Origin of the sequence: Microlunatus parietis (genome assembly GCF_013407955.1) — a bacterium.
Taxonomy (GTDB): Bacteria; Actinomycetota; Actinomycetes; order Propionibacteriales; family Propionibacteriaceae; genus Microlunatus; species Microlunatus parietis.
In genome coordinates, this window is sequence record NZ_JACCBU010000001.1 from 2,931,517 (window position 1) to 2,955,617 (window position 24,101).

The 24,101-nt window shown below is 69.8% G+C and carries 28 protein-coding genes and 1 tRNA gene; 15 read left to right on the plus strand and 14 right to left on the minus strand.

Going from position 1 to position 24,101, the window contains the following annotated elements:
- Window positions 1–51 precede the first annotated feature (51 nt).
- From BKA15_RS14040 to BKA15_RS14060, 5 genes are all read left to right on the plus strand, one after another.
- Window positions 52–732: a TetR/AcrR family transcriptional regulator gene (locus BKA15_RS14040; RefSeq protein ID WP_179751714.1), complete on the plus strand. Its 681-nt coding sequence runs from the start codon at window positions 52–54 to the stop codon at window positions 730–732.
- On the plus strand, window positions 729–1,352 hold the full coding sequence (locus tag BKA15_RS14045) for a class I SAM-dependent methyltransferase (RefSeq protein WP_179751715.1): 624 nt from the start codon (window positions 729–731) through the stop codon (window positions 1,350–1,352). The genes BKA15_RS14040 and BKA15_RS14045 overlap by 4 nt, the downstream gene beginning before the upstream one ends.
- 31 nt (window positions 1,353–1,383) lie before the next feature.
- A complete protein-coding gene (locus BKA15_RS14050) occupies window positions 1,384–2,016 on the plus strand; it encodes a DUF2461 family protein (protein WP_179751717.1) in 633 nt (210 codons plus the stop codon).
- A gap of 79 nt (window positions 2,017–2,095) precedes the next feature.
- Window positions 2,096–2,560 (plus strand): nitroreductase/quinone reductase family protein, encoded by a 465-nt coding sequence (locus BKA15_RS14055; RefSeq protein ID WP_179751719.1) that lies wholly within the window; start codon window positions 2,096–2,098, stop codon window positions 2,558–2,560.
- Window positions 2,557–3,135, plus strand: a complete 579-nt coding sequence (locus BKA15_RS14060; RefSeq protein ID WP_179751721.1) for a TetR/AcrR family transcriptional regulator — start codon at window positions 2,557–2,559, stop codon at window positions 3,133–3,135. Before BKA15_RS14055 ends, BKA15_RS14060 begins: the two co-directional genes overlap by 4 nt.
- On the opposite strand, the gene BKA15_RS14065 is transcribed toward BKA15_RS14060, so the two are convergent.
- From BKA15_RS14065 to ilvY, 4 genes are all read right to left on the minus strand, one after another.
- On the minus strand, window positions 3,122–3,907 hold the full coding sequence (locus BKA15_RS14065) for an inositol monophosphatase family protein (protein ID WP_179751723.1): 786 nt from the start codon (window positions 3,905–3,907) through the stop codon (window positions 3,122–3,124). The two genes, BKA15_RS14060 and BKA15_RS14065, sit on opposite strands and share 14 nt — an antisense overlap.
- 54 nt (window positions 3,908–3,961) lie before the next feature.
- Complete coding sequence (locus BKA15_RS14070; protein ID WP_179751725.1) at window positions 3,962–4,276, minus strand: nucleoside triphosphate pyrophosphohydrolase family protein; 315 nt, start codon at window positions 4,274–4,276, stop codon at window positions 3,962–3,964.
- A 37-nt stretch (window positions 4,277–4,313) separates the two neighbouring features.
- Entirely contained in the window at window positions 4,314–4,844 is a 531-nt protein-coding gene (locus BKA15_RS14075) for a 2'-5' RNA ligase family protein (RefSeq protein WP_179751727.1), read from the minus strand.
- 79 nt (window positions 4,845–4,923) lie between these two features.
- Window positions 4,924–5,781, minus strand: a complete 858-nt coding sequence (gene ilvY, locus BKA15_RS14080) for an HTH-type transcriptional activator IlvY (RefSeq protein WP_179751729.1) — start codon at window positions 5,779–5,781, stop codon at window positions 4,924–4,926.
- 74 nt (window positions 5,782–5,855) lie between these two features.
- Here ilvY and BKA15_RS14085 point away from each other — a divergent pair, with 74 nt between their 5' ends.
- Complete coding sequence (locus BKA15_RS14085; protein ID WP_179751730.1) at window positions 5,856–7,316, plus strand: ketol-acid reductoisomerase; 1,461 nt, start codon at window positions 5,856–5,858, stop codon at window positions 7,314–7,316.
- Here the strand turns inward: BKA15_RS14085 and BKA15_RS14090 are convergent, their stop codons facing one another.
- Both BKA15_RS14090 and BKA15_RS14095 read right to left on the minus strand, forming a co-directional pair.
- The gene (locus tag BKA15_RS14090; RefSeq protein ID WP_179751732.1) at window positions 7,317–9,872 is read right to left on the minus strand and encodes an ABC transporter permease; all 2,556 of its coding nucleotides are present in this window, start codon (window positions 9,870–9,872) and stop codon (window positions 7,317–7,319) included.
- 2 nt (window positions 9,873–9,874) lie between these two features.
- Window positions 9,875–10,609 carry an ABC transporter ATP-binding protein gene (locus BKA15_RS14095; protein ID WP_179751734.1) on the minus strand — a complete coding sequence of 245 codons (735 nt, stop codon included), beginning with the start codon at window positions 10,607–10,609 and terminating at the stop codon, window positions 9,875–9,877.
- Between the two features lie 138 nt (window positions 10,610–10,747).
- On the opposite strand from BKA15_RS14095, the gene BKA15_RS14100 reads away from it, so the two are divergent.
- Window positions 10,748–12,283, plus strand: coding sequence for a choice-of-anchor A family protein (locus tag BKA15_RS14100; protein ID WP_179751736.1), 1,536 nt, complete (start codon window positions 10,748–10,750; stop codon window positions 12,281–12,283).
- 195 nt (window positions 12,284–12,478) lie between these two features.
- On the plus strand, window positions 12,479–12,865 hold the full coding sequence (locus tag BKA15_RS14105; protein ID WP_179751738.1) for an NUDIX domain-containing protein: 387 nt from the start codon (window positions 12,479–12,481) through the stop codon (window positions 12,863–12,865).
- Window positions 12,866–12,942: 77 nt separating this feature from the next.
- Here the strand turns inward: BKA15_RS14105 and BKA15_RS35525 are convergent, their stop codons facing one another.
- The gene (locus BKA15_RS35525; protein WP_246322341.1) at window positions 12,943–13,446 is read right to left on the minus strand and encodes a dihydrofolate reductase family protein; all 504 of its coding nucleotides are present in this window, start codon (window positions 13,444–13,446) and stop codon (window positions 12,943–12,945) included.
- Here BKA15_RS35525 and BKA15_RS14115 point away from each other — a divergent pair.
- Window positions 13,337–14,008, plus strand: coding sequence for a class I SAM-dependent methyltransferase (locus BKA15_RS14115; RefSeq protein WP_179751740.1), 672 nt, complete (start codon window positions 13,337–13,339; stop codon window positions 14,006–14,008). The two genes, BKA15_RS35525 and BKA15_RS14115, sit on opposite strands and share 110 nt — an antisense overlap.
- Before the next feature lie 95 nt (window positions 14,009–14,103).
- Here the strand turns inward: BKA15_RS14115 and BKA15_RS14120 are convergent, their stop codons facing one another.
- Both BKA15_RS14120 and BKA15_RS14125 read right to left on the minus strand, forming a co-directional pair.
- Entirely contained in the window at window positions 14,104–14,352 is a 249-nt protein-coding gene (locus tag BKA15_RS14120; RefSeq protein ID WP_179751742.1) for a hypothetical protein, read from the minus strand.
- A gap of 50 nt (window positions 14,353–14,402) precedes the next feature.
- A tRNA-Gly gene (locus BKA15_RS14125) sits at window positions 14,403–14,477 on the minus strand.
- A gap of 112 nt (window positions 14,478–14,589) precedes the next feature.
- On the opposite strand from BKA15_RS14125, the gene BKA15_RS14130 reads away from it, so the two are divergent.
- The 3 genes from BKA15_RS14130 (at window position 14,590) to BKA15_RS14140 (ending at window position 17,025) form a co-directional block, all read left to right on the plus strand.
- Window positions 14,590–14,931: an ArsR/SmtB family transcription factor gene (locus BKA15_RS14130; protein ID WP_179751744.1), complete on the plus strand. Its 342-nt coding sequence runs from the start codon at window positions 14,590–14,592 to the stop codon at window positions 14,929–14,931.
- Window positions 14,928–15,962, plus strand: coding sequence for a cation diffusion facilitator family transporter (locus tag BKA15_RS14135; RefSeq protein WP_179751746.1), 1,035 nt, complete (start codon window positions 14,928–14,930; stop codon window positions 15,960–15,962). The genes BKA15_RS14130 and BKA15_RS14135 overlap by 4 nt, the downstream gene beginning before the upstream one ends.
- A gap of 187 nt (window positions 15,963–16,149) precedes the next feature.
- Window positions 16,150–17,025: an alpha/beta fold hydrolase gene (locus BKA15_RS14140; RefSeq protein WP_179751748.1), complete on the plus strand. Its 876-nt coding sequence runs from the start codon at window positions 16,150–16,152 to the stop codon at window positions 17,023–17,025.
- A gap of 66 nt (window positions 17,026–17,091) precedes the next feature.
- Here the strand turns inward: BKA15_RS14140 and BKA15_RS14145 are convergent, their stop codons facing one another.
- From BKA15_RS14145 to BKA15_RS14155, 3 genes are all read right to left on the minus strand, one after another.
- A complete protein-coding gene (locus BKA15_RS14145) occupies window positions 17,092–17,817 on the minus strand; it encodes a DUF4440 domain-containing protein (protein WP_179751750.1) in 726 nt (241 codons plus the stop codon).
- Window positions 17,818–17,926: 109 nt separating this feature from the next.
- Complete coding sequence (locus BKA15_RS14150) at window positions 17,927–18,475, minus strand: GrpB family protein (protein ID WP_179751752.1); 549 nt, start codon at window positions 18,473–18,475, stop codon at window positions 17,927–17,929.
- Between the two features lie 10 nt (window positions 18,476–18,485).
- A complete protein-coding gene (locus BKA15_RS14155; RefSeq protein ID WP_179751754.1) occupies window positions 18,486–19,220 on the minus strand; it encodes a class I SAM-dependent methyltransferase in 735 nt (244 codons plus the stop codon).
- Between the two features lie 75 nt (window positions 19,221–19,295).
- Here BKA15_RS14155 and BKA15_RS14160 point away from each other — a divergent pair, with 75 nt between their 5' ends.
- The gene (locus tag BKA15_RS14160; protein WP_179751756.1) at window positions 19,296–20,264 is read left to right on the plus strand and encodes an ABC transporter substrate-binding protein; all 969 of its coding nucleotides are present in this window, start codon (window positions 19,296–19,298) and stop codon (window positions 20,262–20,264) included.
- A 7-nt stretch (window positions 20,265–20,271) separates the two neighbouring features.
- Here the strand turns inward: BKA15_RS14160 and BKA15_RS14165 are convergent, their stop codons facing one another.
- The gene (locus BKA15_RS14165) at window positions 20,272–20,856 is read right to left on the minus strand and encodes a dihydrofolate reductase family protein (protein WP_179751758.1); all 585 of its coding nucleotides are present in this window, start codon (window positions 20,854–20,856) and stop codon (window positions 20,272–20,274) included.
- Between the two features lie 209 nt (window positions 20,857–21,065).
- On the opposite strand from BKA15_RS14165, the gene BKA15_RS14170 reads away from it, so the two are divergent.
- Together BKA15_RS14170 and BKA15_RS14175 are read left to right on the plus strand one after the other, a co-directional pair.
- Window positions 21,066–21,242 (plus strand): hypothetical protein, encoded by a 177-nt coding sequence (locus tag BKA15_RS14170; protein ID WP_179751760.1) that lies wholly within the window; start codon window positions 21,066–21,068, stop codon window positions 21,240–21,242.
- Between the two features lie 361 nt (window positions 21,243–21,603).
- Window positions 21,604–22,395, plus strand: a complete 792-nt coding sequence (locus tag BKA15_RS14175; protein ID WP_179751762.1) for a hypothetical protein — start codon at window positions 21,604–21,606, stop codon at window positions 22,393–22,395.
- Between the two features lie 584 nt (window positions 22,396–22,979).
- Here BKA15_RS14175 and BKA15_RS14180 read toward each other — a convergent pair.
- A complete protein-coding gene (locus tag BKA15_RS14180) occupies window positions 22,980–24,098 on the minus strand; it encodes a bifunctional 2-methylcitrate synthase/citrate synthase (RefSeq protein ID WP_179751764.1) in 1,119 nt (372 codons plus the stop codon).
- Window positions 24,099–24,101 lie beyond the last annotated feature (3 nt).

Genomic DNA, 24,101 nt, shown 5'->3' on the forward strand with positions numbered 1-24,101 from the left:
AGACTGTCCAGTACACTTCTGGCAACAGCAGCCGAGATCGAGGAGATCACGATGCCGAGAACAACCGCCGGAACCGAATCCCGGTCCGACCGCAAGCACCGGGCGATCCTGGATGCGGCCAGCACGATCTTCCTCAGTCACGGCTATCTCGGCACCAACATGGATCTGATCGCCGCCGAGGCCAAGACCTCGAAACAGACCGTCTACAAGCATTTCGGCAGCAAGGAGGCCTTGTTCGTCGAGATCGTCACGTCAATCACCGACACCGCCGGTGACCGGGTGCACAACGACCGACCGGGAATCGGCGACGATCCGGACGTCGACGAACTGCTTCGGGAGTACGCCGAGCGCCAGTTGATCATCGTGCTGCAGCCGCAGGTGCTCCAGCTGCGCCGGATCGTGATCGGCGAGGCCGGACGCTTCCCGGAACTGGCCCGGGTGCTCTACGAACGGGGACCGAAGCGGGCCATCGGCGAACTCACCTCGCTCTTCACCGAACTCCGCGACCGCGGACTGCTGCCGATCGACGACCCGGCCCGCGAGGCGGCGCGCTTCAACTGGTTGATCATGGCCGAACCGCTCAACCGCGGCATGCTGCTCGGCGACGGGGCGGTCCCGACCCGAGCCCAGCTGCGCCGCCATGTCGCCGACGCGGTGCGCTTCTTCCTGGCCGCCTGCCACACTGGTGACCCGCACACCGCGAAACGATCAAGGACGAGGACCAGGGCATGACGGATGATCTTCGAGCCGAGCGCGAGACCCAGCTCCGGACCTTCTACGCCAAGGAGGTGACCACCCGCGCCGCTCGGGTGTACGCCGGGCGCCGGGACGAGTTGCGGGCCGAGTTCATCGAGTTGCTCGGGACCGAGCAGCGCAGCGATCTTCTGGAGGTCGGCTGCGGAGCGGGTCAGGACGGCAGTGCCTTCGCGGCGGCCGGGCTCAGGTACACCGGGGTCGATCTGACTCCCGAGTCCGTCGCGTACTGCCGGGGCCTCGGGCTGCAGGCCGAGGTGGCGTCGGCCCTGGACCTGCCGTTCCCGGACGGAACCTTCGAGGCGGCCTGGACGATGAGCACGCTGATGCATCTGGCGCCGGATGATCAAGCTCGCGCCGTCGCCGAACTGGCCCGGGTGCTGCGGTCCGGATCGCCGCTCGCGGTGGGAGTCTGGGGCAGCCCTGCGCCCGACGAGAGAACCCATACGAACGAGTTCGGCGACCGGTACTTCGCCACCACCGACGATGATCACCGGCGCACCATGCTGAGCGCCGTCGGCACCGTCGAGCGCTTCGAGACCTGGCCCGACGACCGCTCCGATCGTCACTACCAGTGGGCGGTGGTCCGGATCCACTGAGCCTGTCGGTGGCGGCTGGCAGCATCGGGTCATGGCATTCTCCGGTTGGCCGCGCGAGGCCTTCGACGTGCTGGCCCGGCTCCAGGGCGACCCGTCGCCGAGCGAACGAGAGGCCGTCCGGCCGGAACGGGAAGGGCTGGTGCGACGGCCGATGGTGGCGTTGCTGCAGGACCTGGCGGAGCGGGATCAGGCCTACGCCGATCATTCGGTCTGGCGGTATGCAACGACCGTGCCGGCGTGGCAGCGGCAGGGTGCGGCGATCAGGCTCGAGCGCAACGTCGAGCTCGGGATCAGTCTCGACCTCGACGGCCTCCGCGTGCAGGGTGCCTGGTGGTACGCACCGCCGGAGCAGCGGGACCGCTATCGCGACGCGGTCGCCGGCAAGCCGGGAGTCCACCTTGAACGAGCCGTACGAACACTGCGGCGGCGATCGTTCACCGTCGGTGGGGACGTCATGGTTCGGGTGCCGCGCGGCTACCCGGCCGATCACCCGCGAGCTCTGCTGCTCCGGCACCGTTCGGTGATCGCAGCCCGCCGGCTCGGCACCGGCGCCTGGCTGCACCAGGCCACGGCCCTCGATCACGTCCAGGCGGCCGCCGAGGAGCTCCGCCCGCTGCTGGAGTGGTTCTGCGACCACGTGGCCGGGATCCCGACCGAGCCCTGAACTGTGCCGCCCTTGATCGGCTAACGTTGTTAGCTTATGGTTGAGCTAACAACGTTAGCCGATCAAGAGTTGGAGCACCATGACCGCCGCGCAGACGTACTACCGCGAACCGGGCTGGATCACCAAGCGGATCTTCAACCCACTGATCGCCGGGCTGACCCGCCTCGGCATCAGCGTCTGGGGGTCGAGAGTCCTGGAGGTCCGTGGACGCACCAGCGGTGAACCGCGCCAGGTCCCGGTCAACCTGCTGCGGTACGAGGGTGAGGCTTACCTGGTCGCCCCGCGCGGGCAGGCCCAGTGGGTCCGCAACGTCCGGGCCGACGGCGGCCGGCTCGACCTGCTGCTCGGCAAACGCCGGGAGCACTGGCTGGCCGTCGAGCTGGACGACGAGGAGAAGCTGCCGGTGCTCAAGGCGTACCTGCGCAAGTGGAAGGCCGAGGTCGGCGTGTTCTTCGACGGCGTCGACGCCGACTCGCCCGAGTCCGAGCTGCGCCGGATCGCGCCCCGCCACCCGGCCTTTCGACTGGAACGCCGTCGCGGATGAGCAAGCCTGTCGCCCTGGACCGGGTCGCGCCGCGGCCGACGCCGCGGGCCCTGACCCCGCGCACGGCGGAGATCGTCGCGGCCGCCCGCGACCTGCTCGAGGCCGAGGGCAGGGCCGCGATGACGATGCGCCGGATCGCGGAACGGTTGGAGATCCGGGCGCCCTCGCTGTACAAACACCTGCCCGGCAAGGGATCCCTGGAATCGTTGGTCGTCGAGGCCGGCTTGTTCGCCAGCGGCGACGCGCTGCACCGGGCCCTCGACCGGCCCGGTCGCCGTACTCCGATCGCCGCCCTGCTGGCCGCGTACCGGAAGCACGGCCGGGACCACCCCAACCTCTACCGGCTGATCACGGCCGCCGACTTCCCGCGCTCGGACCTGGTGGACGGGTTGGAGAACTGGGCCGGCGAGCCGTTCTTCCGGGCGGTCGGCGAACCGTACGCGGCGCAGGCGCTCTGGTCCTTCGCGCACGGCACGATGATCCTCGAACTGGACGAACGGTTCCTGGCCGGCTCGCAGCTGGACCGGACCTGGTCGGCCGGAGTCCGGGCCTTCTCAGCGATCATGGAGTCTTGATCAACTCGATCAGCGGACCGGCCAGTTCCGGCGAGGTGGCGATGGTCGCCGACGACGCCAGCCCGTGGTCGCTCCCGTCGGCGTCGACCACGACGGCACCCGCCTCGCGCGCGATGATCACCCCGGCCGACACGTCCCACGGCTTGTTGGACAGCAGTACGTTCGCGCCGAGCCGCCCCGCGGCGACCCAGGCCAGATCGATGGCCGCCGAGCCGAGCATCCGGATCCGTTCCACCCGAGCGGCCAGCCGGCCCATGATCGCGAGCCGCCGCGCATTGCCCTCGTCGACGTCCGGCCCGGTCGCGAAGTCGCCGATGCTGATCATGATCTCGGCCAGATCGAGGGCGGGCGAGACCTTGATCGGCTGATCATTGAGCCGGGCACCGTCGCCCGCGCGCGCCGTGAACCGCTCGCCCAGGAACGGGAGGTCGATCACCCCGATCACCGGACGGCCTTCGTCCAGCAGGGCCAGCGAGACCCCGCAGAGCGGCAGGCCGTGCACCTGATTCGACGTGCCGTCAACGGGATCGAGCACCCAGGTCGGCCCGTCCGCCGCCCCGTGGTTGCCCTCCTCCTCGCCGAGGAACCCGAACTCCGGGGTCGCCACCGCCAGGTGCTCCCGGACCGCCCGCTCGATCGCGACGTCCAGCTCGGACGCGTAGTCACGATCCTTCTTCGCCGTGACCCGGCCCACCTGCCGGTCCCGCAGCAGCCGCCCGCCGATCGTCGCCGCTTCCTCCGCGATCGCATGCAGCCGAGCCAGCTTCGTCATGGCCCCCATCCTCCCGGCCGCGACCCGTCGGCCGGCGACCGGGTGCGCAACGCCTCAGATCGTCTTGGCGAACTCGCGGTCGACGACTCGTTCGAAGATCGATTCCGCACCGTAGAGCCGGAGCAGGCCGAACGCGGTGTGCAGGAGATCCTCGACCTCGTCGGCCAGGGCGGCCACCTCGCCGTCGCCGTGCTTGGCGATCTTCGCCGGGGCGCCCTCCAGCCGTTGCACCTCGACCGCGATCTCGCCGAGTTCCTCGGTGAGCCGGGCCAGGTAGCCGAGCGGCGTGTTGCCCTCCGGGAAGCGAGCCGCGTAACGGTCTGCGATGGCGTACACCTGGGCGAATCGATCATGCCGGAGATCACTCATCGGACCACCGTAAGCAATCGGACGCCTTCCGCGGTGATCAGGTACGGAAGGCGTAGGAGCGAATCCGGTGCCAGCCGGTCGCACCTTCCGTGCTGTCGATCGCCGGTCCGGACCAGAGTTCGACATGATCAAGCTGCTGCTCGAACGGCAGCCTGGTCAGGACCCGCTGCTCGGCGGCACGCAGCTCCTCGATCGGGTGTTCCATGCCGACAGTCAGATGCGGTACGACCTCGGCGAACTCACCGCCGTACGGCAGCAGGTCCGAGTAGGCTGCGGTCACGCGCTTGATCAACTCCAGGACCGGCGCCGGGTCGTCCGGGGCGACGTACAGCACCCGCTCACCGAACCAGCCGGTCCGGCTGCCGCGCAGCAGGAAGGGCTCGGCCGTGCCGAAGATCCGGCTCAGCGTCCGGTGATCATGGTCGTCGATCTCGTCCGGCGGCTTGAACGGATAGAGCACCGTGACGTGCGCGAGCAGGCCCTCGACGACACCGTCCACGGCCCCGGAGATCACCGGTTCCGCCTCCGGACAAGCCAGCAACAGCGCCGTCTCCCAGGTACTCGCCACGAGCACACTGAACCACATCCGCCGGCGGGCCCCCGCCGTTCCGCGGGGTCCGGCGGGATCGTCCCCAGTCAGCGGCAGATCAGGCGGTCCGGGTCAGGCTCCAGAGCGCACCGATCAGGGGACGGCGCAGGTCGGCCCGGCGGACGCAGAGGCCGATGGTGTGCGATTCCAGCGCCGGCTTCGCCGCGACCTCGGTCAGCTTGTCGGCCGACGTCGACCGCTCCAGCACCAGTCGCGGCACCACCCCGGTCCCGTAGCCGAGCGCGACCAGGGCGAGCAGGCCCTCGTGCCCGTCCGGTTCGGCGGCGATCACCGGCCTGATCCCGGCCCGACGGAACCAGCGGAAGGCGGCTTCGCGGACCAGCCCGCGCGCCGGTACGACGAACGCCGGAGGGTCGTCCGGATCGAGGCGTCGCTTCGAACCCCGGGCCGTCACCAGCACAAGATCCGTCACCGCGACGGTCCTGGTGATCATGGTCTGGGGCAGCCGGGCCGGGATGCCGGCCACCGCCGCGTCGACCTCGCCCTCGTCCAGCCGGGCCAGCGCGGTCGCCGCGTCCCCGGTCCGCAGGTCCAGCCGGAGTTGCGGATGGGCTGCGCGAACCGGCGCCAGCAGTTCGGGCAGCAAGGCCTGGCAGGCCGTCACCGTGGCGAACAGCCGGAGTTCGCCGGCCAGGTCGGCCGGTTCGCCGCCACCGGCCCGGAAGTCGGCCCAGAGCGTGAGGGTCTGCTCCGCGTACGTCTGGAAGCGTTGCCCGTCGGCGGTCAGCGCGACCCCGCGCGGCCCGCGATCGAACAGCCGCGCACCGGCCTGCCGCTCCAGCCGTTGGATCGTCCGGGTCAGCGTCGCCGCGCTGACGTGGCACTCGAGGCTGGTCCGGCCGAAGTTCAGCGTGCCGGCCAGGTGCAGGAACAGCTCCAGTTCACGATGTTCCATCTTTCACTCTCCGCAACGGTGCGATGCGATTCTTGCGCTTGTCGCAATGATGGCATCAGTCGTTGACTGGGGGCATGAACTTCACCTCGTCGATCTTCAGCACCGAGACCATGATCGTTCCCGGCGGCACCGAGACGATCCTGCGCGGCGGCCGGGATCTGTTCCCGCTGCTTCCCGAGGCGCTGCACGGCGTCCGGCGGATCGGCGTGATCGGCTGGGGGCCGCAGGGACGCGCCCAGGCCAAGAACCTGCGCGATTCGCTCGCCGGCACCGAGATCAGCGTCACGGTCGGGCTCCGACAGGGCTCGGCCTCCGTCGAGGACGCCCGCAGCCACGGCTTCACCGAGGAGAACGGGACCCTCGGCGACTGGCTCGCGGTCGCCGCCGACTCTGACCTGGTGATCTTGCTCATCGCCGATGCCGCGTTGGCCGAGCACCACCGGGAGATCTTCGACGTGCTCAAGCCGGGCGCCACGATCGGGCTCTCGCACGGCTTCCTGCTGGGTCATCTGCGGGCCAGCGGCAGCGACTTCCCGGTCGGTCACCCGGTGATCGCGGTCTGCCCGAAGGGGATGGGCGATTCGGTCCGCCGGCTGTACGAGCAGGGCGCGACGATCAACGGCGCCGGGATCAACGCGAGCATCGCCGTGCACGCGGACCCGGACGGGCACGCGACCGACCGCGCACTGGCCTGGTCAGTCGGGCTCGGTTCGCCGTACACGTTCGCGACCACGCTCGCCGACGAGTACCGGTCCGACATCGTCGGCGAGCGAGGGATCCTGCTCGGCGCCGTACACGGCCTGGTCGAGGCGCTCTATCGGCAGTTCTTGATCAACGGTGCCGACCCGGTGACCGCCTACCGCCGCTCGACCGAGTCCGTCACCGGCCCGATCGCGCGGACCATTTCCGAGTCCGGCCTGCCCGCCGTCCGGGCCGGGCTGTCCGAAGTTGATCAAGACCTGTTCGACCGGGCCTATGCGGCCGGTTACGGGCCAGCCCGGGAGATCATCGCGGAGATCTACGACGAGGTGGCCGACGGCACCGAGTTGCGCAGCGTGATCCTGGCCGACGGGCGGCTGGCGACGCGGCCGATGTCGAAGATCGGCGGCAGCCCGATGTGGTCGCACAGCGACGCGGCGCACGCGTTGCGGGACAGTGAGCCGGCCCCGGTCGACCCGGTCACGGCCGGACTGTTTGTGGCGACCATGATCGCCCAGGTCGACGAGTTCGCCGAGCGCGGCCACGCGTGGTCGGAGATCGTCAACGAGTCGATCATCGAGGCGGTCGACTCCCTGCTGCCGTACATGCACGCGCGGGATGTCGCCTTCATGGTGGACAACTGCTCCCGAACCGCCCGGCTGGGCACCCGCCGCTGGGGACCACGCTTCCAGGCCGCGTACGAGCAGCTGGCGCTGCCTGGCCTGGACCGGCCCGCCGATCCGGCGTTGATCAAGGGGTTCCTGGACAACCCGGTGCACGAGGCGCTCGCGGTGGCGGCGAAGCTCCGGCCCTCGGTGGACATCTCCGTTTCTTGATCATTCCCGACTGCCGATCGCCTCGACCGGGTGGTCTCGCAGCACCCGCAGGGTGGGAATGATCATGGAGAGTACGGCGATCGCCGCGGTCGCGCCGATGATCGCGAGATAGGTCAAGGGATCGATGGCGGGGATCGGGTCGGCGCGCTCGGACAGGCCGAGGCTGACGCCGACCAGCGGCGGCATGGCGACAGCGGTGCCCAGTAGGACCGCGATCACGATCACGACGAGCGCCTCGACCCACACCATCCCGATCACCTGGCGGTGCTGGGCGCCGACCAGCCGGAGCAGTGCGAACTCACGGCGCCGTGTCGCGGTGGCCATCACCAGCGTGTTCGCGACGCCGATGGCGATGTAGCCGAACACCGCGACCAGCAAGATCATCGTCGCCAGGTTCTGCTGCTCGAACTCGCCCTGCCGGGCGACCGTGAAGGCGGTCCGGTCGAACACGGCGACGCCGAGCGAAGCGGCCGCCCATTGGTCCAGCGTCGCCCGGAGGCCCGGCAGGGCGCCCGGTGCGGCGGTGATCAAGATCAGGTCGTCGAGCCCGTACGGGCTGTGGGCGAGCAGCCGGTCCCGAGGCAGCGTGAGGTCGCCGAAGCCGAGGCCGTTGCCGTAGATCGCCACCACGGCAGGGTTTGCGGGCGTGCCGTCGGCGAGGTGGAGGCGGACCCGGTCGCCGAGGCCAGCACCGAAGACCTCGGCCGCGGTCTGGCTGAGCGCAACCGTGTCGCCCACCAGCGCGGCCGTGCTGCCCGCGCGTACGTCCAGGTCGACGGTCCGGGACAACCCAGCCGGCGCGACGCCCTGAGCCCCGAACGCTCGCCGGGTCGCGTCGCGCGCTCCGGGCAGCACGTACTCCCCGATCACCTGGGTTCGGATCACCGGCGTCACGGCCGCGACGCCGGGCTCGGTGGCGATTCGCTCGGCCAGCTGGGGCGACAATCCGGCCTGGCCGCTCACCACGATGTCGGCGACCAGCCCGGCCCAGGCCTGCTCTGCGGCGACGGCCATCCTCGTGCTGCCGGTGAAGAGCTGGACGGAGGCAATCGCGATGGCGAGCACGAGCGGCGTGATTGCGGAGGTCAGCCGGCGCGAGTTCGCCGCCGTGTTCGCCGCGGCGAGGTAGCCGCTGACCGGGGCGCCTCGCCGGATCAACCGGCCGGACAGCCGGATGGCGACGGCGACCAGCCGCGGCCCCAACAGGGCCACCGCGATCACCAGCACGATGACCGACATCGCCGCGGATCCCGTCGCCGCGTCCCCGCCGATGATCAACGGGAGCAGCGACAAACCGAGCCCGCCGGCCAGCAGCAGGCAGCCGATCAGGGCCCGCGGAACGCCGAGCCGTGGGCTCTGCACGGCGGCCTCGCCCAGCGCCTCGACCGGCCGGATCCGGGCCGCCCGCCGGGCCGAGGCCAGGCCGGCGACCAACGCCGCCCCGAGACAGAGGACGACCGCGACGAGCAGCGGCACCGGTCCGACCGTGATCATAAAATCGGCCGGGACCACCCCGATCGTGGCGAACGCGTCCCGGAGCACGGAACTGAACAGCAGACCAGGAAGCAGCCCGAGCAGCGACGCGAGGACCGCGATGATCACACTCTCCAGCGCGATCAGCCGGCGCACCTGCCGCGGGGTCGCGGCGATCGCCCGGAGCAGCGCGAGCTCGCGCCGCCGCTGCTGCACCTGCAGCCCCAGCGTCCCAGCCACGATGAACAACGCGACCATCAGCGCGACGCCGCCGAACGAGCCGGCGATCCCGACCAGGTTGCCGCGAGCGAGCGCGAGATCGAGGAACTCGATCATGCCGCGCTCGTCGCCCGCATACACCCTGGCCCCGTCCCTCGTCACCGTCGCCGCCAGCGCTGCCTCGAGCACCGCAAGATCGGCGCCCGGTGCCGGGATGATGCCGATCGCGTCCATCTGGTCGGGATGACCGCTCAGCCGTCGGGCCTCGTCCTCGGTGAAGTAGGCGCCCAGTTCACGTGGCTGAGCCGGGCCCGGTGCGACGATGCCGACCAGCCGGTAGTCGCGGCCAATGCCGCCGAGGCCGGCCGTCAGCCGCTCGCCGACCGCGAGCCCGAGCGCCTCGGCGGCTCCCTGATCAAGGACGAGTTCGTCAGCGGCGTTCGGCGCGCGGCCCTCGCGCAAGGGGTATGGCCCGAGTTCCGTCGCCGCCCAACCGTGCCCGACGATCGCTGGTCGACCAAGATCGATGATCTTGCCGTCCCGGGCGGGCAGCACCGGGAAGGCGACATCGCCGATCGCCGCCTGCACGCCCGGCACCGCCGCCACCGTCTGGATGAGTCCGGCCGGGACGCGGACCCGGCCGCCGTACGCCCGGCTCGGGACGTTCGGGTCGGCGAGGGTCTGCTCCGCACCGACCACCAAGGGTGCGCCGGCGTACCGCTGCGGAGGCGCACCGGAGGTCAGCCCCGACTGGAGCAGAGTGCCGCACGCGGTGAGCAGGGCCGAGGCGGCGACGAGGGCGACGAAGGCTCCGACGAAGCCGCCGGCCCGGCCGCGGAGCGTGCGCCACACCAGCTTGATCATGATCACCACTTACCGAGCTTGGTCATCCGTTCGGCGACCTCGTCCGGGGTCGGCCGGACGAGATCGCCCGCCCGCCGGCCGTCGGCCAGGAAGACGACCCGGTCGGCGCGGGCGGCGGCCACCGGGTCGTGCGTCACCATCAGCACCCGCTGCCCGAGGGTCCGGACCAGCCGAGCCAGCAGGTCCAGCACCACCGCGGCCGTCCGGGTGTCCAGGGCGCCGGTCGGCTCGTCGGCGAAGATCACCGCCGGCTTGGTGATCAGGGCGCGGGCGATGGCCACCCGCTGTTGCTGACCGCCGGACAACTCGCTCGGTCGATGGCGTACTCGCTCGGCCAGACCCACCTGTCGGACGATCTCGGCCTGCCAGGCCCGATCCGGCTTCGTTCCGGCCAAGCGGAGCGGAAGGGTGATGTTCTCCTCGACGGTGAGCGCGTTGATCAAGTTGTAAGCCTGGAAGATGAAGCCGATCTTGGATCGGCGCAGCTCGGTCAACTCGATCTCGGTGAGCCCGGCCAGGTCGACCGGGCCGAGCCAGACCGAGCCTGCGGTCGGCCGGTCCAGGCCGGCCGCGCAATGCAGCAGGGTGCTCTTGCCGGAGCCGGACGGTCCCATCACGGCGGTGAACGTCGCCGCGGGCAGTTCAAGATCAACTCCGCGCAGCGCCCGGACCGCGCCCGGCCCGGTGCCGTACACCTTGGTCACGGATTGCAGTCGTACGTCTTCCGCAGTGTCCATGATCACGACCCTAGGAAGCGTGGAGCGCCGGCGCAGACCGGTGATCCCCCGGCTCGACACTCGGGATAACCCCAGCGCCCGGGTCGACGCGGTTCCGCGGGCGTGCACCCCAAGCCGTTGTGTGCCAGGCTGGAGCGGGTGCGACGCGAATCCACGGCCATGACCGGGCGGCGCCGAGACCTGTCCTGGTTGGGTTGTTGTGCCCTGGCCGGACTGGTGATCGCTCTGACGGGCTGGTTCTTGATCGATTCGACGGCGTCGGCCGCGGACGGCGACGAGGTGCTGCCGCCGTGCCTCGGCCCGGACTGTCCGGACGAGTTCCCGGAGCCGGCGCCGGGCGTGGTGACCGGGCGCGACGGTGCGGTCAACGTGTTCGTCGGCCGGGACTACCGGGTCCGGGGCAACGCGGCCGAGGTCGAGGGCCGCGTCGTGGTGCTCGGCGATCTTGAGGTCGACAAGGACCCGTCCAGCCCGCGCTACGACATGGGCGCGGTCGGAGTCGGCACCGGCGTCCTACCGCCGGACGGCAGTGATTTCGTCAGCGTCGCCGGGACCGCCGCGATCTCGGAGCGCAACACGGTCGGCATCGGCACCGTCGCCGGCGACGAACGGGTCTACGGCGATTTCGTGTACGGACAGTCGGCCGCGACCGACCGGCTGGACGTGCTGTCTCCCGGATCGGCCCGGCAGGACTCCGGGATCGCCGACCGCTACGCCAACATCGCCACCTCGATCCCGCAACTGTCGCAGTGCCTGGCTGGCCAGGCCGCCCACGGCACGGTGACCAACACCGGATCACAGGTGATCTTCATCGGGGACGGGATGAGCTCGATCCAGGTCTTCACCGTGGACGAGGATCTGGCCAGCGCGGACGGCGGGTCGGTGGGCCTGGAATTCCAGGAGATCCCCGCCGATGCCACGGTGATCGTCAACGTGCTCGGGGCCGAGCGCAAGATCAACACCTACAGCGGCGGCGGCTCCGATCCGATCAACCGGCTCCGGTCCCGGCTGATCTGGAACGTGCCGCAGGCCACCTCCCTCACCGTCACCGGCCCGTCGCAGTTCCAGGGTGCGATCCTCGGCGGGAACCCCGACGGCGAGACCGTGATCGAGGCGCCCGGCACGAACGGCCGGATCGCCCTGGCCGGTTCGCTGACCCATCGCGGCTCCGGTGCCGAACTGCACAACTACCCGTTCAACGGTCGGTTCCCGTTCTGCGCCCCGAGCCCGTCGCCGAGCCCAAGCCCCTCACCCTCACCGAGCCCGAGTCCGTCGCCGTCCCCCAGTCCGTCGCCCTCGCCTTCACCGAGCCCCTCGCCCACACCGAGCCCGTCACCGTCACCGAGCCCGTCCACCTCGCCCACACCGAGCGGCTCTCCGGCGCCGAGCGGGTCGCCGACGCCGAGCGAGCCGACGACCAGCCCGAGCGCGTCGCCGAGCCCGAGTGGATCGACCAGCACCGCACCACCACCGAGCCCGGCCGAGTCACCCACCCCTGACGTGCCGCCTTCGGATACTCCTCCGCCCTCGGCCCCAGGCGGAGACGGCTCCACCCCGCCCGACGGTGGGCTGCCGTCCACCGGTGCCGCCGTGGCCCCGGCCTTGATCATCGGCGTGCTCGCAGCCTTGGCAGCCGGTGCAGCCCTGGTGATCATCGGCCGACGCCGTCGCTGACCGTACCGCCAGGAGCTCGTTTCTCCCTTTTCTGCAAGGCAGGTCGCGTGTCAGGGTGATCACCATGACCGCTGCCGGGGAATTGAAGGTGCGTCGTGTCGTTCGACACCGGCGCCGCGAACGATCGAGCCCGGGGCTGCTACCGTTCGCTGGGCTTCCTGGAGGAGGACGTACGACTGAGCAAGAGGTCCTGCCGTGACCAAGACCCACTTCACGGAATCCCTTCCCCGCAAGCGGATGGCGGCCGACTGTTTGATCATGGACCAGTCCGGTCGACTGCTCGTGCTGAAGCCGCCCTACAAAGGGACCTGGGATCTGCCCGGTGGGGTGATCGAGGAGGACGAGTCGCCCTGGGCGGCGGCTCGCCGCGAGGTAAGGGAGGAGATCGGCCTCGCCGTCGACCCCGGCCGCCTCCTCGCCGTCGACTGGATCGCTCGGTCCGGCGACTTCACCGAAGTGATCGCGTTCCTCTTCGACGGCGGAATGATCATGCCCGAAGCGATCGAACGCCTAGTCGTCCAGCCCGCCGAGGTGACCACCTTCCGGTTCGTCAGCCCGGACGAGGCCGGCCCGCCTCCTTGACGCCGAACAGTACGCTCGCGTCGCCGCCGCGCTCGCGGCCAAGGTGCATGGAGCCACCGCGTACCTGGAGAACGGCGTCACCCGTGCCGGATCGGCCGGTAGCTGAGCTCCTGGGTGTGGCCGTCCAGGGTACGGCTCTCGATCAGTTCAAGATCGAAATCGGCGGCGCCGCGGAAGATCGGGTCCGTACCGGTCCTGCCGCTGATCACCGGGAAGATCGTCAACTGCACCCGATCGACGAGTCCGGCCGCCAGCAGCGCGCGATTCAGCGACAGGCTCCCGTGCGATCGGAGCCGTCCAGCGTCGCCAGCACGTCGAAGGTGTACGTCGCAGTCATCCTGATCTCCTCGCTCACTGTGGGCCGCCCCAGCCGGGCCGCCGCTCACCCCTCCTACGAACGGCGACGCCTCGATCGGACCGCGCCGGAAACCCGGTGGCCCGGGATCCCGATCGCGGGAACGATGGGGAACCGTGACTGCGATCGAGCCGGACTTCGACTCGGACCCGGAGCGCGCCGCGGCCTGGGATCCCTCCTGGGTGGTCGCCGCTCCCGACTGGGACGAAGGCGCCGGCCGCCTCATCGACGAGGCCCTGGCACCGGTGCTCGATGTCGGCTGTGGTGACGGGGCCTTCGCCCGGCGGCTGCCCTCGCGGTCCCGCTGGATCGGCCTCGACTCCTCGCCGGAGATGCTGGCCAGGACCACGGCCCGGCCCGCCGTCCGAGCCGATGCACGCCGGTTGCCCTTCCAGGACGGCAGCCTGGGCGCCGTGGTGTGCAAGTACATGCTCTACCACCTCGGCGATCCGAGCGTGGTGATCACCGAGGCGCATCGGGTGCTGCGGCCCGGCGGACTGTTCCTCGCGGTCACGCGGTCGCGGTCCCAGGACCCCGAACTGGTGCCCGGCGGTTATCCGGCGAGCACGTTCGACGCCGAGGACGCCCCGCGGCTCGCCGCGGCGGTCTTCGGGTCGGAGTCGGTGGAGGTCGAGCCGTGGGACGGACCGTTCCTGGTCCTTCCCGATCGGGAGGCCGTCGCGACCTATACCCGGCACCATCGCCTGCCGCGCGACCTTGCCGATCGTGTGAAGACCCCGCTCACCTTGACGAAACGCGGCTGCCAGGTCTGGGCGAGGAAGAGGTAGCGCGAGTCGAGTGACACGATTTTGCACTTTGCTTCACCGGGAATCGGTTTCCCGGCGGGTCGAGCGGCCGCAAAGTGCAAATCTGTGCCACACGCTCACGGGACAGCATCGTTCCGCGAGGTCGTGTTCGGCCAGCCCGCACCGCCCACGACATCGCCGGTGCCGTTGACCGCGGCGAACGTCGCCGGCAGCCGGCGCCCGGACTCGCGGACGGTCGCCGCGACCCAGTCCGCCCGCCGTTCGAGCCCCGGTTCGGGGCCCATCTCGTACCAGCGGAGGTCTGCCAGCGATGCAATCAGGTCCGGTTGACCGAACGTGTGCTCGATCCGAAGCCGGCTACCCATGCGAGAGAGTCTGGTCGGGCGTCCGACCCGGCCGCAACGGGATTGAGAAGTGGAGCGGGTGACGAGAATCGAACTCGCATAACCAGCTTGGAAGGCTGGGGCTCTAGCCATTGAGCTACACCCGCGCGCTTGACGCGGAGACGATCATAACCGGTCCGGCGGGCGGGGCTGACATTCCCCTCGCGTGCCGTCGCATGTAAGAATCTGCGTGTGGATGCAGATAAGAAGATATGCGGGATGGATCCGGACAGTCAGTTCGTGGAGCTGGCCGTGGAGGTGTTCGCGATGCTCGCGGACGCGACCCGGGTCCGGATCATCCTGGCGCTGCGCAACCACGGGGAACTGTCGGTCAACCATCTGGCCGAACTGGTCGGCAAGTCGCCGGCGGCGGTGTCGCAGCATCTGGCCAAGCTCCGGCTGGCTCGGGTGGTCGCGACCCGGCAGCAGGCGCAGAAGATTTTCTATCGGCTCGAGAACGAGCATGCGGCACAACTCGTCTCGGATGCGATCTTCCAGGCCGAGCACTCGCTGGGCGGTACGCCGCGGCACCACCACGGCGAGGCGGGCGACGGGTCATGAGCGGCCGCCCGCACGATCATGATCACGATCACCTTCATGATCACGACCACGGCCATGACCATCATCATGGCCACGGCATCCGCGGCCTGCTCCGGGAGATCTTCGTACCGCACACGCATGACGCGGCCGACTCGGTGGACAACGCGCTGGAGGCCAGTGCGGAGGGAATCCGTACCCTCAAGCTGAGTCTGCTCATCCTGCTCGGGACGGCGATCGTGCAGGGCGTGATCGTGGCGGCGAGCGGTTCGGTGGCGCTGCTCGCCGACACCGTCCACAACGTGTCGGACGCGCTGACGGCTGTGCCGTTGTGGGTGGCGTTCGCGCTGGGCCGGCGGGCCGCGTCCCGGCGGTACACGTTCGGGCTCGGTCGGGCCGAGGACCTGGCCGGGCTGTTCATCGTCCTCGTCGTCGCCCTGTCGGCAGTCATCGCGGCCTGGCAGGCGATCGACCGGCTGCTCGACCCGCGTCCGCTGGATCACCTGGGTTGGGTGATCGCGGCCGGCGTGATCGGGTTCGCCGGCAACGAGCTCGTCGCGATCTACCGGATCCGCACCGGGCGCCGGATCGGCTCGGCGGCATTGGTCGCGGACGGGGTTCATGCTCGCGCCGACGGGTTCACGTCGCTCGCCGTCGTGCTGGGCGGAATCGGTGTGCTGGCAGGGTTTCCGCTGGCCGATCCGATCATCGGCCTGATCATCTCGGTGGCGATCATGGTCCTTCTCGTCGGTACGGCTCGCAACGTCGGCCGGCGCCTCCTCGACGGGGTGGAGCCGGAGCTGGTCGATCGGACTGAGCACGCACTGCGGCACATCCCGGAGATCAGCCGGATCGCCGACATCCGGCTCCGCTGGGTCGGCCACCGGCTGCACGGCGACGTGCTCGTCGTGGTCCCGCCGGTCACCTTGTCGGAGGCCAACCGGATCGCCGCGGCCGCCGACCATGCGGTACGGAAGCACGTCAGGAACCTGGATTCCCTCTCGATCCGGACGATCGCCGACGCCGAACCGGAAGGAGCGGCCGGCACGTCCTGAGCCCGGTGCCAGGTGTGCGTTTCCCATCAACTGAGCGATGACGAACACCTGGGATTGGCTGAAGTGGGCGTTATCCCTCAGGTGAGTGACAACGCTCGTTCAGCGGAGCAGGTGAGGGGTCGTTATCGCTCACTTGATGGGAAACGACTCACAACGTGCCTGATCATGACCGTGGCAGGATGCATCGATGGGCATACCGGAGGGCGCGACCGAAGAACACCTCCACGTCGACGGCGGCCGGGTGCGACTGCTCCGCGGCGGTCAGCCGGACCGGCCGGTCCTGCTGCTGATCCACGGCGGCGGTACGGACAACTCGGCGATCTCCTGGGCCACCGTCTTCCCGGCCCTGGCCGAGCGCTGGCAGCCGATCGCGATCGATCTGCCCGGCTTCGGCGGGTCGTCAGGGATCGAGCCGGTCGGCGGCCCGCAGGAACTCGCCCGGTTCCTGATCATGGTGCTGGACCGGCTCGGGATCGACCAGGTGATCGGCTTCGGCGTCTCGATGGGCGGCGACGTCGCCCTGAACCTCGCCCTGCTCGCACCGGACCGCGTCACCGGGCTGGTCCTGATCGCGCCCGGCGGCTTGACGGCGAGGATCGGCAGCCGGTTCGTCCACACCGCCGCCTGGCTCGGCGCGAGCCTCCCGGATGCGCTGCTGCTACCCCTGGCCCGGCTCGCCGGCCGGTTCACCGAATCCGCTCTGCGTGCGATCGTCCGGCACCCGGACCGGTTGCCGCGGGACCTGGTCGATGAGTTCGTACGGGAAGCGAGGCGGCCCGGCGGCGGCATCGCGTACGGGCGCTACAACCAGGCCACGATCGGCCGGACCGGCATGATCAACAACCTGCTCCCGGTGGTCTCGACGATCGCCGCGCCGACGCTGATCGTGCACGGCTGCGACGACCCGATCGTCGATCCGCGCGGTTCGATCAGCGCGGCCGAACTCATGCCCGCGGCGCAGTTGATCATGATCGACGATTGCGGCCACTGGGTCCAGGTCGAGCAGCCCGCTCAGTTCCTCGCCGCCGTCCTGCCCTGGCTGCATGACCGCGCGCAAGGCTGACCGTGGCGGTCAGCCGACCCGCCCCCGAGCCAGCAGGTGGTTGCTGAGATCACGAACCCCCGGTGATCAACGGGCGAACGGCGGCCGCTGGCCGGGTTCGATCATCGGGCCGGACAGCTGGATCCGGGCGATCCGCCAGACATCGCCGTCCTTGATCGCCGTGAGGCCGACCCGGAACGAGCCGTTGTTCTCGTGGCCCCGGGCCGTCGTCCGTTGGGTCTCCACGGCGTGCATCACCGCAAGGTCGCCATAGCGAGCGATGTCCAGGTCGGTCACCTCGAAGGCGTGATTGACCAGGCGGCCGTCGCGGTGCCGATCCGCCCACTGGGTCGCGTTCAGGACGAAGCCGACCGGCCCGATCCCGGTGAACTGTTCGGTCAGCAGGTCGGCGAAACCGTCCGCGTCCTGGGTCCGCTCGAGCTCCGCCCACCGCTCGACCAACGCCCGAAGTTGATCATCGTCGCCGGCGGTCCCGGTCCCGGACTCCAGCGGCAGCCCGGCGGCCGCCCAGTCCGCGATCCCCTCCGGATAGGTGCGTACGTCCCGGTAGCCGGCCGACACCAAGGCCTCGGCGAGCTCCGGCGCCCGGCCGCACGCCGAGTCGGTCGAGTAGACGACGATCGCAGCATCGTGGCGCAGTACGGTCGCGGCTCGTTCGAGTTCCTCGATCACGAGATTCATCGCGCCGGGCAGGTGTCGCTCGGCGTACGGCTTCGGCGGCAGCGCGTCGACGACCGTGACCGCACCGGCCTTCATCGCAGCGGCGAGCTCTTCACGGTTGATGGTTCGCATCTCGCTATCCCCTTTGCAGTCACGATTCCGGCGAACCGTCGACCAGCAGGCTGACCCGGTTCGCCAAGGTTGCATGGATAGAGTAGCTCTAATTTTAGAGTTACATCAACTAATCGAGGGAACGGACGAACGACGTCTTCGCGTCGACGTAGCCCTGGCGATCTCCGCCGAACTGCTGCGCCAGGTCGAACTTGATCTTGGCGTAGCGGTCCCGGACCGCGTCGTCGGCGCGGAGCCGATCCCGGAAGCGCAGGTACGCCAGCCAGGGCAGCCCGCCGTAGCGAACCAGGTGCGCGTTGACGAGCCGGACCCGCTCCTCCAGCTCCAGGCCGAAGTTGCGGTGCAGCTCCGGTTCACCGGACTCGGCTCGAGGCAGGAACCCGAACCGCACAAGGGCCTCCGTCACCACCGGTGCGTCCGCATCGCTCCGCGCACCGATCGCCACATCCAGGATCGGCTTCGCCGGCAGGCCCGGCACCGCGGTCGATCCGACGTGCTCCACCGCGACCACGACCTCGGGCAACCACGGCAACAGTTCGGCGGCCAGCTGGTGGAAGATGACCGGCCACTCCGGGTCGTACGGCGCGAGTTCGACGACACCGCGCCGCAGTCCCAGCGAGCCCCGGAATCGGTCTGCCAGAGGCTTCGTGATCACCATGGCCCGGACCCTAACGGTCCCCTTGGGCGGCGAGCTCGCAGACGAGTTCACCGCCCAAGTGCCCGGCCTGCTCCAGCACCGTGAAGCCGTACCGTTCCAACTCGCGCCGAAGATCATCGGGCGCCAGGTGCCGGCGGTGCGGGGTCCACCAGCCCCCGGCGCGCTCGACGGCGTCCGGAGCCGACGGCTCGGCCGGGACCCAGACCATGCCCGTCCCCGGGTCGTACTCGTCGGTCCCGTAGTCGCGGTCGGGGTCGTACATGGCGGTCATGATCAGATAGCGCCCGTCGATCCGCAGCCGATCGCGTACCCCGGCCAGCACGGCACTCCGGTCCTCGTCAGTCACGATCGACTGCAGGCAGAAGCAGTCGACCACGTAGTCGAAATGATCATCGGATTCCGGCCAGCGGCAGATGTCCTGGACGGCGAAGCGCACGTCGAGATCACGCCCGGCGGCGAACTGCCGCGCCATCGCGATCGCGTCCGGCACCAGGTCGACGGCGTCCACGCGATAGCCCCGCGCGGCCAGGTGACAAGCGGCCGCTCCCGTACCGCATCCGTATTCGAGCACCCGACGCCCCTCGCCGGCGGACGGCAGCACGCGGTCCAGGAAGGCACGCGCCTGGAAGTCGCCGTAGCCGACGCTGCGTTCGCCGGGATGGAGATCGTTCCAGTGGTTCAGGCCCTCTCGACGGAGCCGCCGGTACGCGTCGAGATGCTCCGCCTCGTAATAGCGACCGGACATCCGGCCAGTATGCCGAGCGTCGACCGCCGCCACCATGGGTTTACAGTTAGGGAAGCCTAACTTTAGGGGGATCGCATGGCGACCACACGACGGGCCCTGCTGGCCGGAGCCGTACTGCTCGCGGCCGGTTGCGCACGGACCACCGACGACCCGACCGCGGCGCCGTCGGCCGCGGCCGACCGCAGAACGATCAAGCACAAGTTCGGCGAGACCGTCATCGAGGGCAAGCCCGAGCGGGTGATCACGGTCGGCTGGAATGATCATGACTTCGTGCTCGGCCTCGGCGTCGTGCCGGTCGGTATCCGGGCCTGGTTCGACAACTACGACACGCTGCCCTGGGTCACCGCGGTGACCGGCGGGGCGAAGCTGCCCACGGTCGCCGCCGACGAGATCGATCTTGAGGCGGTGGCGGCGGCACAGCCTCAGGTGATCTTGGCGATCTATGAGTCGATCGACGAGACGATGTACGGCAAGCTGTCGCAGATCGCCCCGACCGTCGTCCAGTCGGCCGATCATCCGGACGGGGAGACGCCCTGGGACGTCCAGTTGATCACCACCGGCCAGGCGCTCGGACTGGCCGACCAGGCCGAGGCGACCAAGATCAAGCTCACCGACGCGATCGAGCGGGCCAAGGCCGAGCACCCCGAATTCGCCGGCAAGGTCCTGGTCGAGGACTTCGGCCCGGAGAACGGCGGGCACTACCTGATCGGCAAGGGAGATCCGCGCCGCGCCCTGCTGGACGCCCTGGGATTCGACGCCCAGCAGGAGAAGGGCGATCTCAGCGAGGAGAACCTGCACCTGCTCGACCGCGACGTGTTGTTCGCCGTCGGCGCGACCAAGGAACAGATGATCACGTCGCCGCTGTTCGCCGCTCTCGCAGTGGTCAAGGAGGACCGGACGCTCTACACCACCTTCGCATCCAACCTCGCCGCCGCGCTGTCGTACTCGGGACCGAGCGCCCTCGGCTACGCCCTGGACGAGCTCGTTCCGGAGCTGGCCAACGCACTGAACGGGCGGCCGGTCGCCGACCTGGCCGACGCCTAGCCCGCGTTCAGCGGCGGACCGGGTAGCGCAGGTGCAGGGCCCGGCGGCCCTGGACCACGACCGGATCCTCCAGCAGCACGTGCCCGCGGTCGAGCTTCGCGAAGTACGGAATGCCCTCGCCGAACAGCACCGGCACCAGGCTGACGCAGACCTCGTCGACCAGGCCGAGGTCCAGCGCCTGCTGCGTGATCTTGGCGCTGGCGATCGCCACGTCGCCGCCACCGGCGATCTCCTTGGCCCGCTCGACGGCCGTCGCGGCATCGCCGACGAACGTGGTCCGCGGCCACCGTTCCGCGGCGCTCTCCGGCACGGTGTGGCTGACCACGACCACCGGCGCCCCGACCGGATGGCGATCACCCCAGCCGTCGGTGATGTCGAACAGCCGCCGCCCCGAGATCAGCGCGCCCACGTCGGTCAGCTCGCGCAGCACGTCGGCGCTGGCCGGGTCCACCGCGAACTTGACGTCGGGGTTGGCGCTCGGGACCTCGACCGGGCCGCCTTCGTACCACTCGAAGAGTTCGTCGATGCCGTCGTCGGGGTTCGCGATGAAACCGTCGAGCGACATCGTCATGTGGGTGAGAACTCGTGCCATGATCGGGATCTCCTTCCGGATCGGCGGCCGGTTGCCGCGCTTCATTCCTCCGTACGGAGCCGGTCGCCCCGATCCGACACATCATCGACACGAGATTTCGAGCATGATTCGAAGATTTCTGGGCTCGGTTGTCGGATTCGGCGGTCTCCGTTCGACGGTGGGGTGAGAAGGAAATCAGGACACCGTCCCACCGACCCGAGGAGATCATCATGTATAGCTACACCAGCACCGACCAGCCGAACCAGCAGTACCGCGAACTGCTCCGCGCCGCCGACAACGACCGGCTGGCCCGCCAGATCGTCCGGGAGCAGCGGGCCACCCGCCGCGCCGCCCGACGCCGGGACCGGCAGGCCGTCGCGATCCGCCCCGTGGTCCGCCCCGCCTGACCGGACTGCCTGACCGGACTGCCGACCATGATCACGACCCTGGTGGTGCGTGCCGCTGGGCGGAGTACGATCCCCCACATCCTGCTCCCCCGCAGACGCCCGGCGCACGCCCCCCACGGTGCGTTTTCCCTTGAAGCATCACGCATCGGCCCGACCCGCTGCCAGGGACGAAGGTCCCAACCCCCGCCGCCGACCCGCGGTGAAATCTTCACCCGTGAAAGGCTGCAGCGATGCGGAAGCTGACCTTCGCCATGACCGTGAGCCTGGACGGCTACGTCGCGGCGCCCGGCGACGGACGTTTCCGACGGCGTGCTCCTGACCAGGTACGAGACCAGGCGCTGAGCGCGGGCATACTCAGGCCATGATGATCCGACCGGCCGAACTGGAGGCCATTCGTCGCGGCGAGATCGACCTGGCCTTCCGCCGCTGGGATCGGGCCCGGGTCAAGGTCGGCACCAAGCTGAAAACCGCGGTCGGCCTGATCGAGGTGGTCGCCGTCGAGCAGGTCACGGCGACGAGTCTGCGGGCGGACGACGCCCGCCGGGCCGGCCATCCGTCACTCGGCTCACTGCGGGAAGGCCTGGCGGCCCGGGCGGACCGGCCGATCTTCCGGGTCCAGGTGCGGCATGCCGGAGAGGACCCGCGGGTCGCGCTGCGCGAGTCGGTGCCGGACGCGGAGGAGCTCGCCACCATCGTCGCCGGGCTCGACCGGCTCGACGCGGCGTCGCCGATCGGGCCCTGGACCAGGGAGACGCTGCGGCTGATCGACGCCAACCCCGAGGTCCGGGCGCCCGAGTTGGCCGAGCGGGTCGGCCGCCCGGCGGCCGAGTTCAAGACGGACGTACGCAAGCTCAAGGACCGCGGCCTGACCGAATCGCTGGCCATCGGCTATCTCCTGTCGCCGCGCGGCGAGGCCGTTCTTGATCATCTCGACGGGCCTCGCGAACGGGCTCCGCGCCGAGCGGGCACACCGCTGCCGCGCACCATCGGCGCCGCGGCGACCCGGGCCCTGCGCGCCGCGGACCTGCACACGCTGGAGGCGGTCGCCGGGTGGCGCCGCAGCGACCTGGCCGCCCTGCACGGGGTGGGACCGCTGGCTCTTGATCGGCTCGCCACCGCATTGGCGGAGCTGGGAACCGGCTTCGCCGACTGATCACCCTGGTGGCGATGTTCCCCCCGAGCTTGTCGAAGGGCAGACCACAAGGCCACAACGCTCCCTGAGCCCGAATCCGCCGAGCCCCAACCGAAGCGGCTGGGCCGAAGTCGCGGCTGTCGCGGCAAGGTGCGGGCGCGCAGCTCGCCGAGCGGACGATCTGACCTCGATTCCGGCGAAGTTTCCCGGTCAAGCAGTCCGCTCGGTGATGCAGGCCTCCGAGCGTGACGCAACGGGCGCGCGGTCGGGCTGTGAGGGGTCGTGGTGCGCGCACGGCCGGGCCGGAGTGTCGCGATTTCTCTTCGCATCGAAGGGTGCAACGTTGTACCGAGCGGTTGCGGTCGATGCCAAGAGAAATCACGACATCTCACCCGCGCGGGATCGAGGGCGCGAACGGGGTTGGCGGATCAGGGCAGAGCAAGGCGGAAGTGCAGACCACAAGGCCACTACGCTCCCTGAGCTTGTCGAAGGGCAGACCACATCGGACTTGGCCCTTCGACAGGCTCAGTGCACGAACTGCCGCCTTGGCCCTTCGACAAGCTCAGGGCGCGAAAGGCCTTGCTCGGTGCGGGTTCTGTGACCTGTTACGGAACGGGGCGCTGTTCCGGTCCGGTGTAGGCGCTGAGCGGCCGGATCAGCGAGTTCGCGGCCTGCTGCTCCAGGATGTGCGCGGTCCAGCCGGTGATCCGGGACAGCACGAACAGCGGCGTGAACATGTCGATGTCGAAGCCCATCAGGTAGTACGCCGGGCCGGACGGGAAGTCCAGGTTCGGGTGGATGTTCTTCCGGTCCAGCATCGCCTGCTCCAGGGCCTGATACACGTCGAGCCACTGCTGTCCGTCGGTCAGCCCGGCGACCTTGATCAACGCCTCCTTCATGGTCGGCACCCGCGAGTCACCGTTGCGGTAGACCCGGTGCCCGAAGCCCATCACCTTCTGCTTCGCCGCCAACTGCTCGTCCAACCAGGCGACCGCCCGGTCCGCGTCGCCGACGTCGAGCATCATCCGCATCACGGCCTCGTTGGCGCCGCCGTGCAGCGGCCCCTTCAGGGCCCCGATCGCTGCCGTGACAGCGGAGTAGAGGTCCGAGAGGGTCGAGGTGACGACCCGGGCCGCGAACGTCGAGGCGTTGAAGCTGTGTTCGGCGTACAAGATCATCGAGGTGTCGAACGCGGCCACGATCTCCGGTGCCGGGACCTTGCCGAAGCACATCTGGAAGACGTTCTCGCTGAAGCCGAGCGACGGATCCGGCGCGATCCGGTCCAGGCCCTGCCGGCGCCGGTAGAAGGCGGCCATGATCGTCGGCAGCTTGGCGTACAACGCCTGCGCCTTGGCCAGGTTGGCCTCCCGGCCGGGCTCGTCCTCGGTCTCGTCCTCCGCACCGAGCACGCTGACGGCGGTCCGCAGGGCGTCCATCGGGTGGCAGGTGGTCGGCAGTCGATCAAGGATCTCCAGCGTTGCCGAGCCCAGTTCGCGCTGCGACCGCTCGGTCTCGACGAACCCGCGAAGTTGATCTTCGGTCGGCAGCTCGCCGTGCCAGATCAGGTACGCGACCTGCTCGAAGGAACACTTGGCGCACAACTCCTGCACCGGATAGCCGGAGTAGGTGAGCGAGTTCGTCTCGGGCACGACCTTGGAGATCGACGTCGTGTCGGCGACGACGCCGGCCAGACCGCGGTGGACTTCGGTGTCACTGCTGCTCATTGA

Coding starts and splice junctions, on each gene's coding strand:
- BKA15_RS14130 (WP_179751744.1), top strand. CDS start 14,590: ATGGATCCGGACAGTCAGTTCGTGGAGCTGGCCGTGGAGGTGTTCGCG.
- BKA15_RS14060 (WP_179751721.1), top strand. CDS start 2,557: ATGAGCAAGCCTGTCGCCCTGGACCGGGTCGCGCCGCGGCCGACGCCG.
- BKA15_RS14150 (WP_179751752.1), bottom strand. CDS start 18,475: ATGGTGATCACGAAGCCTCTGGCAGACCGATTCCGGGGCTCGCTGGGA.
- BKA15_RS14040 (WP_179751714.1), top strand. CDS start 52: ATGCCGAGAACAACCGCCGGAACCGAATCCCGGTCCGACCGCAAGCAC.
- BKA15_RS14090 (WP_179751732.1), bottom strand. CDS start 9,872: ATGATCAAGCTGGTGTGGCGCACGCTCCGCGGCCGGGCCGGCGGCTTC.
- BKA15_RS14160 (WP_179751756.1), top strand. CDS start 19,296: ATGGCGACCACACGACGGGCCCTGCTGGCCGGAGCCGTACTGCTCGCG.
- BKA15_RS14055 (WP_179751719.1), top strand. CDS start 2,096: ATGACCGCCGCGCAGACGTACTACCGCGAACCGGGCTGGATCACCAAG.
- BKA15_RS14070 (WP_179751725.1), bottom strand. CDS start 4,276: ATGAGTGATCTCCGGCATGATCGATTCGCCCAGGTGTACGCCATCGCA.
- BKA15_RS14180 (WP_179751764.1), bottom strand. CDS start 24,098: ATGAGCAGCAGTGACACCGAAGTCCACCGCGGTCTGGCCGGCGTCGTC.
- BKA15_RS14155 (WP_179751754.1), bottom strand. CDS start 19,220: ATGTCCGGTCGCTATTACGAGGCGGAGCATCTCGACGCGTACCGGCGG.
- BKA15_RS14065 (WP_179751723.1), bottom strand. CDS start 3,907: ATGACGAAGCTGGCTCGGCTGCATGCGATCGCGGAGGAAGCGGCGACG.
- BKA15_RS14175 (WP_179751762.1), top strand. CDS start 21,604: ATGATGATCCGACCGGCCGAACTGGAGGCCATTCGTCGCGGCGAGATC.
- BKA15_RS14140 (WP_179751748.1), top strand. CDS start 16,150: ATGGGCATACCGGAGGGCGCGACCGAAGAACACCTCCACGTCGACGGC.
- BKA15_RS14050 (WP_179751717.1), top strand. CDS start 1,384: ATGGCATTCTCCGGTTGGCCGCGCGAGGCCTTCGACGTGCTGGCCCGG.
- BKA15_RS14085 (WP_179751730.1), top strand. CDS start 5,856: ATGAACTTCACCTCGTCGATCTTCAGCACCGAGACCATGATCGTTCCC.
- BKA15_RS14170 (WP_179751760.1), top strand. CDS start 21,066: ATGTATAGCTACACCAGCACCGACCAGCCGAACCAGCAGTACCGCGAA.
- ilvY (WP_179751729.1), bottom strand. CDS start 5,781: ATGGAACATCGTGAACTGGAGCTGTTCCTGCACCTGGCCGGCACGCTG.
- BKA15_RS14165 (WP_179751758.1), bottom strand. CDS start 20,856: ATGGCACGAGTTCTCACCCACATGACGATGTCGCTCGACGGTTTCATC.
- BKA15_RS14045 (WP_179751715.1), top strand. CDS start 729: ATGACGGATGATCTTCGAGCCGAGCGCGAGACCCAGCTCCGGACCTTC.
- BKA15_RS14145 (WP_179751750.1), bottom strand. CDS start 17,817: ATGCGAACCATCAACCGTGAAGAGCTCGCCGCTGCGATGAAGGCCGGT.
- BKA15_RS14120 (WP_179751742.1), bottom strand. CDS start 14,352: ATGGGTAGCCGGCTTCGGATCGAGCACACGTTCGGTCAACCGGACCTG.
- BKA15_RS14135 (WP_179751746.1), top strand. CDS start 14,928: ATGAGCGGCCGCCCGCACGATCATGATCACGATCACCTTCATGATCAC.
- BKA15_RS14095 (WP_179751734.1), bottom strand. CDS start 10,609: ATGGACACTGCGGAAGACGTACGACTGCAATCCGTGACCAAGGTGTAC.
- BKA15_RS35525 (WP_246322341.1), bottom strand. CDS start 13,446: ATGAGGCGGCCGGCGCCTTCGTCCCAGTCGGGAGCGGCGACCACCCAG.